The organism is Lacinutrix salivirga (assembly GCF_053604675.1).
In genome coordinates this window covers 88,126-103,833 of the sequence record NZ_JBSHNP010000101.1, presented here as the reverse complement: position 1 = coordinate 103,833, position 15,708 = coordinate 88,126, and the positions used below count along the sequence as shown (strand labels likewise).

Annotated in this window: 14 protein-coding genes; 8 read left to right on the top strand and 6 right to left on the bottom strand. The window is 31.5% G+C overall.

What is annotated here, in order from left to right:
* Positions 1 to 10: 10 nt before the first annotated feature.
* Genes ACVC5O_RS06980 through ACVC5O_RS06965 form a run of 4 tightly spaced genes read left to right on the top strand, consistent with a single transcriptional unit; the run spans position 11 to position 4,167 of the window.
* The gene (locus ACVC5O_RS06980) at positions 11 to 1,939 is read left to right on the top strand and encodes a vWA domain-containing protein (RefSeq protein ID WP_452220757.1); all 1,929 of its coding nucleotides are present in this window, start codon (positions 11 to 13) and stop codon (positions 1,937 to 1,939) included.
* Positions 1,936 to 3,189 (top strand): dihydroorotase, encoded by a 1,254-nt coding sequence (locus ACVC5O_RS06975; protein ID WP_452220756.1) that lies wholly within the window; start codon positions 1,936 to 1,938, stop codon positions 3,187 to 3,189. The genes ACVC5O_RS06980 and ACVC5O_RS06975 overlap by 4 nt, the downstream gene beginning before the upstream one ends.
* On the top strand, positions 3,189 to 3,518 hold the full coding sequence (locus tag ACVC5O_RS06970) for a DUF4870 domain-containing protein (protein ID WP_452220755.1): 330 nt from the start codon (positions 3,189 to 3,191) through the stop codon (positions 3,516 to 3,518). Before ACVC5O_RS06975 ends, ACVC5O_RS06970 begins: the two co-directional genes overlap by 1 nt.
* 1 nt (position 3,519) lies before the next feature.
* Positions 3,520 to 4,167 carry an alpha/beta hydrolase gene (locus ACVC5O_RS06965; RefSeq protein ID WP_452220754.1) on the top strand — a complete coding sequence of 216 codons (648 nt, stop codon included), beginning with the start codon at positions 3,520 to 3,522 and terminating at the stop codon, positions 4,165 to 4,167.
* Here ACVC5O_RS06965 and ACVC5O_RS06960 read toward each other — a convergent pair.
* A complete protein-coding gene (locus ACVC5O_RS06960; RefSeq protein WP_452220753.1) occupies positions 4,159 to 4,644 on the bottom strand; it encodes a hydrolase in 486 nt (161 codons plus the stop codon). The two genes, ACVC5O_RS06965 and ACVC5O_RS06960, sit on opposite strands and share 9 nt — an antisense overlap.
* A 34-nt stretch (positions 4,645 to 4,678) precedes the next feature.
* Positions 4,679 to 5,440: an MBL fold metallo-hydrolase gene (locus tag ACVC5O_RS06955; protein ID WP_452220752.1), complete on the bottom strand. Its 762-nt coding sequence runs from the start codon at positions 5,438 to 5,440 to the stop codon at positions 4,679 to 4,681.
* A 94-nt stretch (positions 5,441 to 5,534) separates the two neighbouring features.
* On the opposite strand from ACVC5O_RS06955, the gene ACVC5O_RS06950 reads away from it, so the two are divergent.
* Positions 5,535 to 6,986 carry a TonB-dependent receptor gene (locus ACVC5O_RS06950; RefSeq protein WP_452220751.1) on the top strand — a complete coding sequence of 484 codons (1,452 nt, stop codon included), beginning with the start codon at positions 5,535 to 5,537 and terminating at the stop codon, positions 6,984 to 6,986.
* A gap of 105 nt (positions 6,987 to 7,091) precedes the next feature.
* On the opposite strand, the gene bcp is transcribed toward ACVC5O_RS06950, so the two are convergent.
* Positions 7,092 to 7,547 (bottom strand): thioredoxin-dependent thiol peroxidase, encoded by a 456-nt coding sequence (bcp, locus tag ACVC5O_RS06945; protein ID WP_452220750.1) that lies wholly within the window; start codon positions 7,545 to 7,547, stop codon positions 7,092 to 7,094.
* Positions 7,548 to 7,593: 46 nt separating this feature from the next.
* Here bcp and ACVC5O_RS06940 point away from each other — a divergent pair, with 46 nt between their 5' ends.
* Positions 7,594 to 8,250: an endonuclease III domain-containing protein gene (locus ACVC5O_RS06940; RefSeq protein WP_452220749.1), complete on the top strand. Its 657-nt coding sequence runs from the start codon at positions 7,594 to 7,596 to the stop codon at positions 8,248 to 8,250.
* Between the two features lie 288 nt (positions 8,251 to 8,538).
* Here ACVC5O_RS06940 and ACVC5O_RS06935 read toward each other — a convergent pair whose 3' ends face one another.
* Entirely contained in the window at positions 8,539 to 9,123 is a 585-nt protein-coding gene (locus ACVC5O_RS06935; RefSeq protein WP_452220748.1) for an RNA polymerase sigma factor, read from the bottom strand.
* Positions 9,124 to 9,358: 235 nt separating this feature from the next.
* Between ACVC5O_RS06935 and uvrA the strand changes: the two genes are divergently transcribed.
* Positions 9,359 to 12,142, top strand: coding sequence for an excinuclease ABC subunit UvrA (gene uvrA / locus ACVC5O_RS06930; protein ID WP_452220747.1), 2,784 nt, complete (start codon positions 9,359 to 9,361; stop codon positions 12,140 to 12,142).
* A 4-nt stretch (positions 12,143 to 12,146) separates the two neighbouring features.
* On the opposite strand, the gene ACVC5O_RS06925 is transcribed toward uvrA, so the two are convergent.
* Entirely contained in the window at positions 12,147 to 13,247 is a 1,101-nt protein-coding gene (locus ACVC5O_RS06925) for a DUF3667 domain-containing protein (RefSeq protein WP_452220746.1), read from the bottom strand.
* Between the two features lie 750 nt (positions 13,248 to 13,997).
* Between ACVC5O_RS06925 and ACVC5O_RS06920 the strand changes: the two genes are divergently transcribed.
* Complete coding sequence (locus tag ACVC5O_RS06920; protein WP_452220745.1) at positions 13,998 to 14,741, top strand: hypothetical protein; 744 nt, start codon at positions 13,998 to 14,000, stop codon at positions 14,739 to 14,741.
* Positions 14,742 to 14,806: 65 nt separating this feature from the next.
* On the opposite strand, the gene ACVC5O_RS06915 is transcribed toward ACVC5O_RS06920, so the two are convergent.
* Positions 14,807 to 15,421, bottom strand: coding sequence for a DEAD/DEAH box helicase (locus ACVC5O_RS06915; RefSeq protein ID WP_452220744.1), 615 nt, complete (start codon positions 15,419 to 15,421; stop codon positions 14,807 to 14,809).
* Positions 15,422 to 15,708: the final 287 nt, after the last annotated feature.

Sequence of the window (15,708 nt, the reverse complement as noted above, 5' to 3'; positions counted from 1 at the left end):
CTAATTTACTATGCAGTTTAAACACCCAGAACTTCTTTACGCATTATTTTTACTGCTAATTCCTATAATTGTTCATTTATTTCAGCTTAGGAAATTTAAAAAAGAACAATTTACAAATGTCGCTTTTTTAAAAAAAGTGACCATGCAAACCCGTAAAAGTTCGCAAATAAAAAAATGGCTCACATTACTCACACGTTTATTATTATTGGCTGCAATAATTTTTGCTTTTGCTCAACCGTTTACTGCTAAAAACGACACCTTTAATAAACCTAATGAAACGGTTATTTATTTGGATAATTCTTTTAGTATGCAAGCTAAAGGCGAACAAGGCGAATTATTTAAACGTGCTGTCCAAGATTTAATATCTAACGTCCCAGAAAACGAACAAATATCCTTATTTACTAACGAGGAAGTATATAAAAACACCACTATAAAAGCGATTAAAAACGAGTTGCTTCAGCTTAATTATAGTGCCACTCAATTACCTTATAATGCGTCATTATTAAAAGCTGAAAAATTATTTAGTAAAAACAATACTAGTAATAAAAATGTTGTCTTTATTTCTGATTTTCAGCAAAAAAATGAAGGGTTAAATGCTAAAAACACAGGTAATATTAATTATAATTTTGTGCAATTAACACCTGTAACAACTGCTAACATTTCTATAGATAGCGTATTTGTTTCTAAGCGTATGGCTAGCAATTTGGAGCTTTCTGTTGTATTAAAAAAACAAGGTAAAACTAACGAAACTGTTTCTGTAGCATTATACAATAACAATGTATTACTAGCAAAATCAGCAGTGGATATTACCGAAACTGCCACAACAACATTTACACTACCAGCTAACCAAATTATTAAGGGACGTGTTACTATTACAGACAATCAATTACAATACGATAACAATTTTTATTTTAATATTAATGCTATCGAAAAAATTAAAGTGCTAAGTATTACTGAAGCTGACGATTCGTTTTTAAAGCGTATTTACACAGAAGACGAGTTTGAGTTTACTTCTACAAAAAGCGAAACTATAAATTACGCACTTATAGACAGCCAAAATACTATTATTTTAAACGAATTAAACAGTATTCCTACTGCATTACAAACGGCTTTACAAGCATTTACAAACAAAGGTGGAAGCTTAATTATTATTCCTTCTGCCAAAATAGATATTACTAATTACAACCAATTGCTTACCCAGTTTGGATTTTCTAAATTTTTGGAATTAAATACTAGCAAAAAACGATTAACAACCATTAACTATTCGCATCCATTGTTTGCAGATGGTGTTTTCGAAAAACAAGTTAAAAACTTTCAATATCCAAAAGTAGAAAGTTATTATTCGCAATCTCAAAATGGCGCTTCGGCAGTTTTGCAATTTGAGGATAACAAACCTTTTTTATCGCAACGGAACTCTGTTTATGTATTTAGCACTGCGCTAAACACTAAGAATAGTAATTTTAAAAACATTAATCTTATTGTGCCAACGTTTTATAATATGGCACGCTTTAGCCTAAAACAAACCGATTTATATTACAACATAGGGAAAGAAAATAGTTTTGATGTGGCTGTAGATTTACAACAAGATGCCGTATTAACGCTTAATAATGGCACTGAAAGCATAATACCATTGCAACAGTATTACAATAACAAAGTAGTAATCACAACCAACGAAACACCTAGTAAATCTGGCATTTATGAGGTGGCAAATAAAACTAAAAACATAAAACAAGTAAGCTATAATTATAACAGAAGCGAAAGCCAATTAGCGTATCAAAATCTTGAAAATTTAGACTTTGGGACTGTTTCCAACACCATAGAAACTGTTTTTAATACCATAAAAAGTAACTCTAAAATAAATGCACTATGGAAATGGTTTGCTATTTTTGCAGTAATTCTTTTAATAGTTGAAATGCTCATCTTAAAATATTTTAAATGAACGTACTCATAAAATCTGCTACCATTTTAGATTCAAAAAGTGAATTTCATAATAAAACAGTAGATGTTTTAATTGAAAAAGGTAGTATTTCCGAAATTTCAAAGTCTATTAAAAACACTAAAAAATTCAAGGAAATAGCCTTAGAAAATCTATACCTTTCTAATGGTTGGTTTGATAGTAGTGTGTGCTTTGGCGAACCTGGTTTTGAAGATAGAGAAACAATTGATAACGGATTACGAACTGCTGCAAAATCTGGTTTTACAACCGTTGCCATGCAAGCCAACACCAATCCTGTTACAGATAGTAATAGCGCACTTTTATTTGCACAAAACAAATCACAAAATAATTTAGTTAACCTACTCTCTATAGGCGCTTTAACAAAGGGAAGCGAAAGTAAAGATTTAGCCGAATTGTTTGACATGCACACTGCTGGATCAGTTGCTTTTTACGATTATAAAAAGGCCATTTCCAATCCAAATTTATTAAAAATCGCATTACAATATGCAAGCAATTTTAATGGCTTAGTCTGCTCCTATCCACAAGAAAATAGAATTGCAGAACATGGCGTAATGAATGAGCATATTGCAAGCACAAATTTAGGATTAAAAGGTAATCCTAATTTAGCGGAAGCGTTACAAGTAGCTCGCGATTTATTTTTACTAGAATACACTAATGGAAAACTACACATTCCAACAATTTCTACTGCAGAAAGTGTAAAACTTATACGAGACGCCAAAAAGAAAAAGCTAGATGTAACATGTAGCGTTGCAATCCACAATTTAATACTTACAGATGAAGCTTTAAATGAATTTGATACCAAATTTAAAGTACAACCACCTTTACGAACGCAACACGATATTGATGCTTTAATTGAAGGCGTAAAAGATGGTACAATAGACATGGTGACTAGCGACCATAACCCAATTACAATTGAAGGTAAAAAAGTAGAATTTGATTTCGCAGATTATGGAACAATAGGCCTTGAAAGTGCTTTTGGAGCCTTGCAAACCGTATTTACCACAAAAAAAACAATAGAGTTACTAACTAAAGGTAAAGAACGCTTTAGCACAGAAAACTCTAGCATTAAAGTTGGAGAAATGGCTAATCTTACGCTATTTAATCCAGATAGTAAATACATATTTTCAACACAACATATTATCTCGACTTCTAAAAACAGTATTTTTTTAGATTACCCATTAAAAGGACAAGTTTATGGTGTAATTGCCAACAATAAAATGGAATTAAACTAATGACAGAACAAACAATACAAGAAGGTAAAACATTAGCCATTGTTAGTTATTTAACCTTTGTAGGTGTAATTATTGCAGTGATTATGAACTTAGAAAAGAAAAATAATTTTGTATGGTTCCACGCCAGACAAATGATAGGTTTAATACTTCTACTTATATTTTCTAATGTTACTGAAAAATACGTAAATAGCACATTAGGCACAGCCTTTTGGTTTGTAACTTTTGCGTGTTGGTTATATGGAATTATTACTGCTGCAACAGGAAAACACAAGCCTATTCCTGTTATAGGTGAGTTATTCCAAAAGTGGTTTTCTAATTTAGGACAATAACATGAAACAATTATCATTATATCATATTGTTAGAGAATCTTCTCTAAAAGAAAATGCACCTTTACTTATCCTTTTTCATGGTTATGGTAGTGATGAGAACGACTTGTTTTCATTTGCATCAGAATTACCAGAGGAGTTATTTATAATTTCAGTAAGAGCGCCTTATGCCATGCAACCTTACGGAAATGCTTGGTATGCTATTAATTTTGATGCCGAAAAAGGAAAATGGAGCGATAATGAACAAGCCATAGAATCTAGAGATGAAATCGCTAAATTTATAGATGAAGCTGTTGAGAATTATCCTGTAAACAAAAATAATGTGTCACTACTAGGCTTTAGTCAAGGCACCATTTTAAGCTACGCAGTAGCATTGAGTTATCCTGAAAAAATTAATAACGTTATTGCGCTAAGTGGCTATGTTAACGAGGATTTGTTTGATGTTAAAGACGCTTCAGCATATAAACACCTTAATTTTTACTGTTCTCATGGTAGCGTAGATCAGGTTATTCCTGTAGATTGGGCAAGGCAAGCACCAAAATTTCTTTCTGCACTAAATATTAATCATCAATACAGTGAATTTCCTGTTGGACATGGTGTTGCACCACAAAATTTTTATGAGCTTAAAGAGTGGTTAAAAAAACTAATTTAAAGGATATAAGAGGTGTTCTTCAACATTAAACTTAAGTTCTTGTTTATCGTTTATAAAATAAGTAATAAATAACTCGCCACTAAATTGTCCATCGCTAAACTCTGCCAAAACCCATTTATGGTTTACGAGCCTCACGTTATTTATTAGCATTTTACGGCCTTCGCTAGAGCCATAAGGAATTATTGGATGCTCCTCGCCTTTATAGTCGTTAAGCGCAAATAATTCGTCTTTAACCATTTTAAATACCACATCACTATCGTAGCCTTGGTTGTCGAAATAAGTAATGGCAGCATCATTTCTATCGACACTAAATTGAGAGTATTCAAAAATTTTATCTTTTGAAATAGAATCTGAGGTTTTGTAGTTGTTCACTTCAGTTTTATAGTCTTCAATGACTTTCATATTATTTTCTATAATTTTTTTGGAGTTCATAAACATAAATAACACTAGTAACAGCGTAAAAATGAATAAGTACATAAAGATTCTATTTTTCATATAGTATGTAATATAATTAAATGGTTATTTGTAAAGTATCGTAAGCTAAAAAAACGTTTTCTGGTAGATTTTGTTGTACCTCATCATGAAAGCCTAATAAATGACTAATATGTGTTAAGTAAGCGCGTTTTGGTTTTAAATAGGCAATAAGTTCTAAGGCTTCCGCTAAACTAAAATGCGAAATATGCTCTTTTTCGCGTAAAGCATTTACAACTAAAACTTCTAGATTTTTAAGCTTGTTTAATTCTTCAGTTTCAATAGTTTTCATATCTGTTAAATACGCAAAATCTTTAATTCTATACCCAAATACTTGCAAATTATGATGCATTCCATTTACAGGTATTACTTCAAATTCATCTAACTTAAATGGTTTGTTGTCAATAATATTAATGGTTAAATTTGGTGCTCCAGGATATTTATTTTCGGTAGTAAAAATATAGTCAAAACGTTGCTTAAGCTCACTTATTACACGTTTGTGTGCATAGATATCGATATCGCCTTGTTTAAAAAAATAGGGTCTAATATCATCTAAGCCTGCTGTATGATCTGCATGCTCGTGTGTAAACAAAATACCATCAATCGTGTTGCAATTTGCACGTAACATTTGCTGTCTAAAATCAGGACCACAATCAATAACATAATTAAAGTCATCAATTTCTATAAGCACAGAAACGCGAAGTCTTTTATCTTTTAGATTAGGACTTAAACATACAGGATGCATACTCCCAATTACAGGAATTCCTTGCGATGTACCAGTACCTAAAAATGTAACTTTCAAAAACTTTAAATTTTGAAAACAAAAATAAGTTAATTTTTTTGTTTGATACGCATATTTAATACCTTTGTGTTGCACAAATACTGCTTAATCTATTATGGAAATTACGCTAAAAGGAGACAAAGAAATTGAAAATATTCCGTCTATAAAGGACAAAGCATTACGCATAAATCTTAACGAAAACATTTACGGTTCTTTTTCAGAAATTGGCGCAGGACAGGAAACTGTTCGCCAGTTTTTTAGAGCTGGTGGAGGTTCTGGGACTATCGCCAAAGCAATGTCTGCTTACGATAAGGATTTTAGTGATGCTATTTATGGGATTGAAGATGATAGACGCTACGTAACCGAAGCACGTTTACGTAAAATGTTAACGCACGAAATTAATTTAATAGAGCAACGTATTACTAGAGATAAGCATCCTAACAAAATGTTTTTTAGTTATGCTAATACTGTTGCAACTATTGATTTTGCTAAAAAATATAAAGGCCATGGTTGGGTTGGTCTTAAATACCAAATTGATGCTAGCCAAGAGTATAACGAAATTATTTTACATATTCGTTTTAAAGAAAACGATGCACGTTTACAGCAAGAAACTTTAGGTAAATTAGGAACAAACTTAATTTATGGTGCATTTTATAAGTATAACGAGCCTCGTAAATTATTACGATATCTCTACGACCACTTAGACAAAGACCAAGTAGAAATAGATACAATTAACTTTTCTGGACCTGTTTTTAAAGATGTAGATAACCGTTTAATGAGTTTGCAACTTGTTAAAAATGGGATGACAGATGCTGTAATGTTTGCACCAGATGGTAATAATGTGTTACCTGCAAGAGTGCTTTATAAACGAAACATTTTAGCCTTACGTGGTAGTTTTAGACCTGTAACAAAGGTTAATATGGACATGTACAAAAAATCTTTGGACATGTTTTTAAAAGAAAATAAAGTTGACGAGGAAAAAACTCAAGTAATTTTCGAAATTACACTGTCTAACTTACGTGCCGAAGGAGAAATTGACGAACAAGATTTTATGGATCGCGCAAAATTATTGTGCTCATTAGGTCAAACTGTTTTAATTTCTAACTTCCAAGAATATTATAAACTTGTTGAATACTTCTCTCAATACTCTAAAGCGAGAATGGGATTAGCCATGGGCGTTAATAATTTGGTAGATATTTTTGATCAAAAATACTACACACATTTAAGTGGTGGAATATTAGAGGCTTTTGGAAAGTTATTCTTTAAGGATTTACGTGTGTATTTATACCCAATGAAAAACGATGATGGCACACTTACAACTAGCGAAAACCTTAAGGTACATCCTCGAATGAAGGAATTATACAAGTTCTTTAAATACAACGGAAAAGTAGTTGATATTGCAGATTACGACCCTTCAACTTTAGAAATATTTTCGAGAACAGTACTTAAAATGATTTCAAAAAACGAAGATGGTTGGCAACAAATGCTACCAGAAGGGGTTTCTAATTTAATTTCTGAGAAAAGCCTATTTGGTTGTGAAACAGAAGAAATTCCGCATAGAGAATAACCTAAAAAATAGCCTAAAGAATAACCTAAAGAATAAAAAAGAAGATAAATTAAATTAAATTAAAAAAGGCGACCAGTTGGTCGCCTTTTTTAATACTTAATAGTTCTATAACGCTAATATTTGTGCTGCGTGATCTTTGGTCTTTACTTTATCTATTACATGTGCCACTACGCCATTCTCATCTACTAAAAACGTTTTTCTGTGGATGCCATCGTAGGTTTTACCCATAAATTTTTTCTCTCCCCAAACTCCAAAAGCGTTAATTACTTCTTTGTCTTCATCTGCCAATAAAGGAAACGGAAATTCATATTTATTTCTAAAATTTGTTTGTCTTTTCTCAGAGTCTACACTAACTCCCAATATAGAATAGCCTTTATCTTGCAAAGTTTTGTAATTATCTGTTAAGTTACAAGCCTCTGCAGTACAACCAGGAGTACTGGCTTTTGGATAAAAGAAAACAACTAGTTTTTTTCCTTTATAATCCGATAACGAAACTGGTTCTCCATCCTGATTATTAACTGTAAAATTTGGTACTTTATCACCTTGTTTAAGAGTATTCATAGTTGTAATTTTGAAATTAATTGATTTGTAATCAAAAATACAACTTATGACTAAACAAGAAAAGGTAGATTTTGTTATAAATACGTTAAATGACTTATATCCAGAAATACCTGTTCCGCTAGACCATAAAGATCCTTATACGCTATTGGTTGCTGTGTTGCTTTCGGCACAATGTACAGATGTTAGAGTTAACCAAATTACTCCATTATTGTTTGCTGAAGCAGATAATCCTTACGATATGGTAAAACTTACTGTTGAAGAGATAAAGGAAATTATTAGACCTTGTGGTTTATCGCCAATGAAAAGTAAAGGTATTTATGGATTGTCTCATATTTTAATAGACAAACATAATGGGAAAGTACCTCAAAGTTTTGAAGCATTAGAAGAATTACCAGCAGTTGGACACAAAACAGCTAGTGTTGTCATGTCGCAAGCCTTTGGAGTTCCTGCATTCCCAGTAGATACTCATATACATAGATTACTATATCGTTGGAATTTAACCAATGGCAAAAACGTAAAACAAACCGAAAAAGATGCCAAACGCTTATTCCCAAAAGAGTTATGGAACGATTTACATTTGCAAATTATTTGGTATGGTCGCGAATATTCGCCAGCAAGAGGCTGGGATTTAGAGAAAGATATTATTACCAAAACTATAGGTAGAGCTTCTGTTTTAAAAGATTATTACACTAACAAAAAATAATAACCTAAAAACTCTATATCGTTTAATATAGTCCTACTTTAATAGAAATAAAAAAAGTCCTGAGACTAATCAGGACTTTAACAAAGTTTAGTTGAGAAGCGCTTCAAACTTCATCTTATTGCAATCTATAACACTTAAAGCTTTTGAGTAACTAAGAAGAAAGTTTACGGTTTCCTTTTTAGGGTTCATTTCGAAATTTTGTGATTTAGGTTTTTTTGAGTAGAGTTTTGCCATCTAATTTATTTTTGGTTACACTACTCTAAACGTCACAAAATATATATTATTGTATTAGTTAGTTAAAATAATATTATGCTTATCAATTATTTTACGCATATTAATTAATGCATAACGCATTCTTCCTAATGCTGTATTGATGCTAACACCAGTGCGCTCAGAGATTTCTTTAAAACTCATATCATTATACATACGCATAACTAGTACTTCTTTTTGGTCGTCTGGTAACTCATCAATTACTCGTCGCACATCATCTTCTACTTGCGATTTAATAATTGTTTTTTCAGCATTTAAGCTACTGTCACTTAATACCGAAAAAATACTGAACTCACCACTATTATCAAATTTTGGCATTCTATTATTTTTTCTAAAGTGATCTATAACTAAGTTATGAGCAATACGCATTACCCAAGGTAAAAATTTACCTTCTTCGTTGTAAGAGCCACGTTTTAAGGTTCTTATAACTTTAATAAATGTGTCTTGAAAAACGTCTTCAGCCAAATCTCTATCAAAAACTTTAGAGTAAATAAAACTATAAATACGTTGCTTGTGTCTTTTTATTAACATTTCTAGTGCACTTTCGTCACCATTAATGTATGCGCTAACCAATGTAGCATCAGAAATTGTTTCTTTTCGCATAATAATCACTTTTTTTAAGCGGAAGTAGCCTTCCAACTTGGGGTTTAAAATTTAAAAAGTAATATTATGCTATAGGCAGAGGTAAATTAAATAGTTTAGTATGAGTCAAATATAACAACAATCATTCCTAAAAAACAAAAAAAAATTAAAGTTTTAACATTTTATTGCACAATAAATCATTTTTTAAGCTAATGTAGAAGTCGTATCTTTGCAAATCTATATTTCAAAAAACCCTATGAATATTAAGCTTTCCGAAGTAAATCCTAAAAAAAACATCATCATTAAAGGTGCAAAATTGCATAACTTAAAAAATATTGATGTTGTTATCCCAAGAAACAAATTAGTAGTCATTACTGGTTTATCAGGTTCAGGAAAGTCTAGTTTAGCCTTCGATACATTATATGCCGAAGGTCAAAGACGTTATGTAGAAAGCCTTTCGAGTTACGCTAGGCAGTTTTTAGGACGACTCGATAAACCCAAAGTAGATTACATAAAAGGCATTGCGCCTGCCATTGCAATAGAGCAAAAGGTAAATTCTACCAATCCACGTTCAACCGTTGGTACCACTACAGAAATTTACGATTATTTAAAACTATTATTTGCAAGAATTGGTAAAACCTACTCTCCTGTTTCTGGCTTAGAAGTAAAAAAAGATACCGTTACAGATGTTTTAAATTATGTAAAGACTATAGCTGAAAATGAAAAACTACTCCTTCTCGCTCCTATTTATTTAGAAGAAGGTCGCACAATTGAAGACAAGCTAAAAGTTTTAAACCAACAAGGTTATGCGCGAATAAAAGTAAATGATACTGTACTTAGAATTGATGAAGCTGAAGCAGTAAAGAAAAAAGATAAGCTCTTTTTAGTAGTTGATAGGATTGTAACCAAAGATGACGACGATTTTTATAATCGTCTCGCAGATGCCATACAAACTGCCTTTTTTGAAGGTAAAGGCGAATGTTATATCGAAACATTAAAGGACACAACAACTAGACATTTTAGCAATAAATTTGAATTAGATGGCATTACTTTTTTAGAACCTAATGTGCATTTATTCAGCTTTAATAATCCTTATGGAGCCTGTCCAAAATGTGAAGGTTATGGAGATGTTATAGGTATTGACGACGATTTAGTAATTCCAAATACAGCACTTTCAGTTTACGAAAATGCTATTTTTCCATGGCGAGGCGAAAGTATGAGTTGGTATAGAGACCAATTGGTTAATAACTCTCATAAATTCGATTTCCCAATTCATAAACCTTATTTTGAGTTAAGTGACGCTCACAAGCAATTAATTTGGAATGGAAACACATATTTTGAAGGACTAAACGCTTTTTTTGCAGAGTTAGAAAGTAAAGCTTATAAAATACAAAACCGAGTAATGCTATCGCGTTATAGAGGAAAAACTAAATGTAAACGTTGTAATGGCAAACGCTTACGAGAAGAAGCAAATTATGTAAAAATTAGTAATGCTACGCTTACCGATTTAGTTGAAATGCCTCTAAATAAACTTAGCGTATTTTTTAAACAACTAGAGTTAAACGACTACGATACACAAATCGCAAACCGATTATTAAAAGAAATTAATAACAGATTAGAATTTTTAAGTAACGTAGGCTTAGACTATTTAACGCTAAATCGAAAATCGAATACACTGTCTGGTGGAGAAAGTCAGCGTATAAACTTAGCCACTTCATTAGGTAGTAGTTTAGTTGGCTCAATGTATATTTTAGACGAACCAAGTATTGGATTACACCCAAAAGACAGCGAACGCTTAATTTTAGTTTTAAAAGCATTACGCGATTTAGGAAATACTGTTATTGTTGTTGAGCATGACGAAGATATAATGAAGGAAGCAGACCAGATTATTGATATTGGACCAGAAGCTGGCACCTTTGGAGGTCACGTTGTTGCAACAGGAACTTATAAAGATATTTTAGCTTCAGATTCCTTAACTGCTCAATATTTAAATGAAACGCTTAAAATTGAAGTCCCTAAAAACCGACGTACCTCTAAGTATAATATTGAGGTTAAAGGTGCGCGAGAAAACAACTTAAAAAACATAGATGTAAACTTTCCGTTAGGCATGCTAACTGTTATTACAGGTGTTTCTGGTAGTGGAAAAAGTACACTCGTAAAAAAGATTTTATATCCTGCGTTACAGAAAAAATTAACTGGTTTTGGAGATAAACCTGGTCAGTTTTCAGAATTAAAAGGAAATTTTACCAACGTGCAACACATTGAGTATGTGGATCAAAATCCAATTGGGCGCTCCTCGCGTTCAAATCCTGTAACATATATAAAGGCTTACGACGATATTAGAGCCTTATATTCTAAACAAAAATTAAGCACAATTAGAAACTACCAACCCAAACATTTTAGTTTTAATGTCGATGGTGGACGCTGTGAAACCTGTAAAGGTGAAGGCGAAGTAACTATAGAAATGCAATTTATGGCAGATGTGCATTTAGAATGTGAAACCTGTAAAGGAAAACGGTTTAAAAAAGAAGTTTTAGAAGTTACATTTGCAGATAAAAATATAGACGATATTTTAAATCTAACTATTGATGATGCTATTGCGTTTTTTGACACTAACCACGTAACTAAAATAAAAGATAAATTACAACCCTTACAAGATGTTGGTTTAGGTTATGTTACTTTAGGACAAAGCTCCTCTACCCTTTCTGGTGGTGAGGCACAACGTATTAAATTAGCTTCTTTTTTAGGCAAAGGAAATAAAAAAGACAACACCTTATTTATTTTTGATGAGCCAACAACTGGTTTACATTTTCATGATATTAAAAAGCTACTAAAATCTTTTAATGCTTTAATAGAAAACAAGCATTCTATTATAGTTGTTGAGCATAATTTAGAGCTTATTAAATGTGCAGATCATCTTATAGATTTAGGACCTGAAGGTGGAGAAAATGGAGGATACTTAGTAGCAACAGGAACACCAGAAGACATTGTGAAAAATAAAAAAAGTGTTACTGGTCAATATTTAAAAGAAAAGCTCTAGACCTTTAATAAAACGTAAAGGCAAAAACCAAAACACCAATCATTGCAATAATAACAACAGGTAAAAAGGTTAAAGTTGTTAAACTCCCTTTTACAATACTATTAAGCCAGCTTTTTTGATAAAAACGTTTTATGGCTACAATTAAATATATAAATACTGAGAAAAATATAATCGCATCTATCCAATCTGGTATATCTGTGATTAAATTTACACCAACTATTATACTAAATACTGTAAATATAAACGCAAAAAAGTAAAAGCTAAATACGAGATGATGCGAGTATCGTCCTGTTTTTCTGTAGAAAAGTTTTAAGATTAAAGCAAACAATGGCAACACAAAAAACATAGCTATAGGAATCGTATCGTAAAATGCTTGCAAGATGCTTCCGCCTTTTCTGGATTTGTAAAATTTTAGTGTTTGAGCATAAAGCCGTTTTATAAACGCGCTGTCACTATCTTCCATTCCCATCGCTTTATAAATTTTTTCATTTGAAGCATCTACTGCAATCAAAGAATCAACTTTACTTTCACTAAATTTAAAATTGATAAAACCAGAGTTATTAAAATCTTCAGTATTTACTATAGAATCTATTTGCGTTTCATTCATTCCTGTTAGATGCGCATTATCCTTAAGTGCTTTTCTAACCTCCTCTCTTTTAATAGAATCTGTAACACGTTTAGCTTCTATAGCAGCAAAATAGACTGAGTCCTTAACTTTATTGTTGGTTAAAGTGTCTGATACTTTGTTACTTTTTAATGTTTTAGCCAAATTATTATCTAATTCTGTAACCTGTTTTCTTACATTAAAGGAATATAAAAAGAAGAAAACAATAGAAATAAACAAGTACAATTGTGCAGGATGCAAGTACAATAAACGCTTTCCTTCTATAAATTTTGCTGCCAAATAACCTGGTCTAAATAATAACGGGAAAAAGCTTTTAAAAAAACGTGCATCGAAACTAAAATAATTAGCCACTGTGTTATAAAAAAGTAAACCTAAAGTGAGCTCGTCTTTATCTTTTTGACCACAATGTGGACAATATTCATAAACTTCATTAAATGGTTGTTCACAGTTTTTGCAATTTTTGATAGCTTCTTTTTTCATTCCTATAGATTGATAATAAAAATAATAAATTAAGTTGTTTTTACTATAATTTAGTTCTAAACCTACTAAATATTTATTGGAATTTATTATGAAACTACAAAGTTTAAAATTAGCACTTTAATAATTCAACGTCAAAGAAATTTTGTTGAAAGACTTTCAGTTTTTAATTATGAAATTAAAAGTTGCTTCTGTCTAAACAGTTATTGTCACTCCAGTGACATCTGTAAAACATCTTCTCCAAAACCAAGCACCACTACAAGTTTCACGAGCCATTTGAACGCTATACTCCCTAAGAAAAATTGTTTGTCTATTAAGAAAAAGTCTTCCTACAAGGGTGTATATTTGACCCTCGTCCAAATTATCAATTTCCAAAATTCTAACTCCAGTCGTAAGATTACCTCCAGGAAACCTAGGGATAATCGTGTATTGGTTTTGCCTAATATCTACTCTATGTATTAAAGTAATATCTATATGGCTCAATTGATTTCGTGGAATATTGGTTCTAAAATCTATAGCTAATAAGCCCATAATAAAAATGTTATTTGAATTTTATTTTTTAAAAGAAGTATGTCCTATTGTTTAATATTTAATAAAAAACAAACAAAAAAGGTTAACATCTTTATTATTAAAATTTATAAAGCACTATTAACGTGGTAGTTATAAATTTTGGCACGTAAATTGAAAACCTATAAAACAAATAGCGTAAGCCGAAAAGCTAAATGAGTAGGCAAAATTTAAATCCTTATTACTATGAAAAAATTAGTACTATTATTTACAGGTTTGTTAATGGGATTAACAACTGTAACAGCAGCAGAGAAAAAAGAGTCTGCAACATTAAAAGGGGAAAATTTAATTACACGCTACAGTTATGCACAACCAATTCAGTTTGTAGAGCGTGGTGTGGAGTTTTTAATTTTTCCTGATGGAAGCTTTGATTTTAATACCAATGTTGGTAATCAAACCTCACCAGGTTATGACGATAACTACTACAGAACACGTACAACAAGACGTGGCTCTATAAACCATACCTTTGGTGCTCCAGGAACACGAGTACGTTATTCTGCGCCTAGAAACAGAGGTGTAATTATCACTCACGATCGTGATGGTAAAGTAAGACGTATTGGCAATGTGTTTGTAAATTATAACCGTTACGACCAAGTTAAACGTTTAGGTTCTGTTTATATGCGTTATAACAGACAAGGTTGGTTAACTCAAGTTGGTGGATTACATATCCATTATAAGAGAAATGGCCAAGTAATTAGAATTACTGGTCATGTAAACTATTGGAACCAAAGTTGTGGTGTTTGTGGTGGAGCAAGTTGCTCAATAAACCATTTTGATGTACATACTGGTTATGATAACGATCATTACAACGATAACACATACAATAACGATGATTTTTACTATTACAAAAGTAATGGTAAAACTAAAAAAGTAAAAAAACTAAAACGTAAAAATCGTGATTATGATGATGATGATGACGACGACGATTAAATAGAAACACTTTAAATATAAAACTCCCAAAGGCTTTGCTTTTGGGAGTTTTTTTGCATCATATCCTATCCCAAATCCATAACCTGAGCATTATACATAAAGTGGTTACGAAAACGCTCTAATTTCGCACTCATGTTTTTGGCAAACACAATGTATTGCGCACTTTTAATACTTTCTGGGATGCGAACTACAGAGTTGTAAATAATATCGTTTTCTGTAAACTCTGCATCTTCAATAACAAAAAGTTTTAATTGGCTAAAATCGATACTGTTTAAAAAATAGAGTTTATTTATTCGTTTTGGCGTACCTATTATGATGTCTTGTCCATAATAAATTTCTTCGCGTTGTTTGTCTATAGCATGTTCCTCGTAAGCACAATACACACGTAAGTCTGAAGCTTTTAAAAATGTTGTAAATTGGTCTTTAAGTGCTAAGGCTTCCGCTTTACTATTTACTAAAATCATAGCTCTTGGCGAATCTCCTTCTGCCATATATTTTAATTTATGCAGAATTCCAATAATTAAAGTAGATGTTTTTCCGCAGCCTTTAGGTCCAATAGCATATAAATTTGCGCCTCCTTTAAGCTTTGGCAAAACAGCTTTTTGAAACGCATTCGCTTCAGAAAAACCATTGTTTTCAATAGCTTCTTTTAATAAAGGATGTAATTTTTTAAAGGACATTTTAAAGAGAATTTTAGTATTAAATCACGAAACTAAAGGTTATTATTGAGTTAGCAAAGTTGTAGTAACTAATTGTTGTGTTGTGCGTAATTAAAATTTTTAATGTTTTAATATTAAATAGGTTTCGACTGCGCTCAACCGGACAGTGTTTTTGAATTACTCATAATTAAATTAATATTATTTTAATATTAAATAAGGTTTTGTCTGCGCTCAACCATATAGTATTGTTAGCACAAACAGTATGCTTTTAAGTCATAGTGTTATAGTTTTCTAACTACAACGTTTTC

Bases quoted from the DNA above. Each gene is read 5' to 3' on its own strand.
- ACVC5O_RS06960 (WP_452220753.1), bottom strand. From the start codon at position 4,644: ATGTACTTATTCATTTTTACGCTGTTACTAGTGTTATTTATGTTTATG.
- ACVC5O_RS06925 (WP_452220746.1), bottom strand. From the start codon at position 13,247: ATGAAAAAAGAAGCTATCAAAAATTGCAAAAACTGTGAACAACCATTT.
- ACVC5O_RS06970 (WP_452220755.1), top strand. From the start codon at position 3,189: ATGACAGAACAAACAATACAAGAAGGTAAAACATTAGCCATTGTTAGT.
- bcp (WP_452220750.1), bottom strand. From the start codon at position 7,547: ATGAATACTCTTAAACAAGGTGATAAAGTACCAAATTTTACAGTTAAT.
- ACVC5O_RS06980 (WP_452220757.1), top strand. From the start codon at position 11: ATGCAGTTTAAACACCCAGAACTTCTTTACGCATTATTTTTACTGCTA.
- ACVC5O_RS06940 (WP_452220749.1), top strand. From the start codon at position 7,594: ATGACTAAACAAGAAAAGGTAGATTTTGTTATAAATACGTTAAATGAC.
- ACVC5O_RS06935 (WP_452220748.1), bottom strand. From the start codon at position 9,123: ATGCGAAAAGAAACAATTTCTGATGCTACATTGGTTAGCGCATACATT.
- ACVC5O_RS06965 (WP_452220754.1), top strand. From the start codon at position 3,520: ATGAAACAATTATCATTATATCATATTGTTAGAGAATCTTCTCTAAAA.
- ACVC5O_RS06920 (WP_452220745.1), top strand. From the start codon at position 13,998: ATGAAAAAATTAGTACTATTATTTACAGGTTTGTTAATGGGATTAACA.
- ACVC5O_RS06915 (WP_452220744.1), bottom strand. From the start codon at position 15,421: ATGTCCTTTAAAAAATTACATCCTTTATTAAAAGAAGCTATTGAAAAC.
- ACVC5O_RS06950 (WP_452220751.1), top strand. From the start codon at position 5,535: ATGGAAATTACGCTAAAAGGAGACAAAGAAATTGAAAATATTCCGTCT.
- uvrA (WP_452220747.1), top strand. From the start codon at position 9,359: ATGAATATTAAGCTTTCCGAAGTAAATCCTAAAAAAAACATCATCATT.
- ACVC5O_RS06975 (WP_452220756.1), top strand. From the start codon at position 1,936: ATGAACGTACTCATAAAATCTGCTACCATTTTAGATTCAAAAAGTGAA.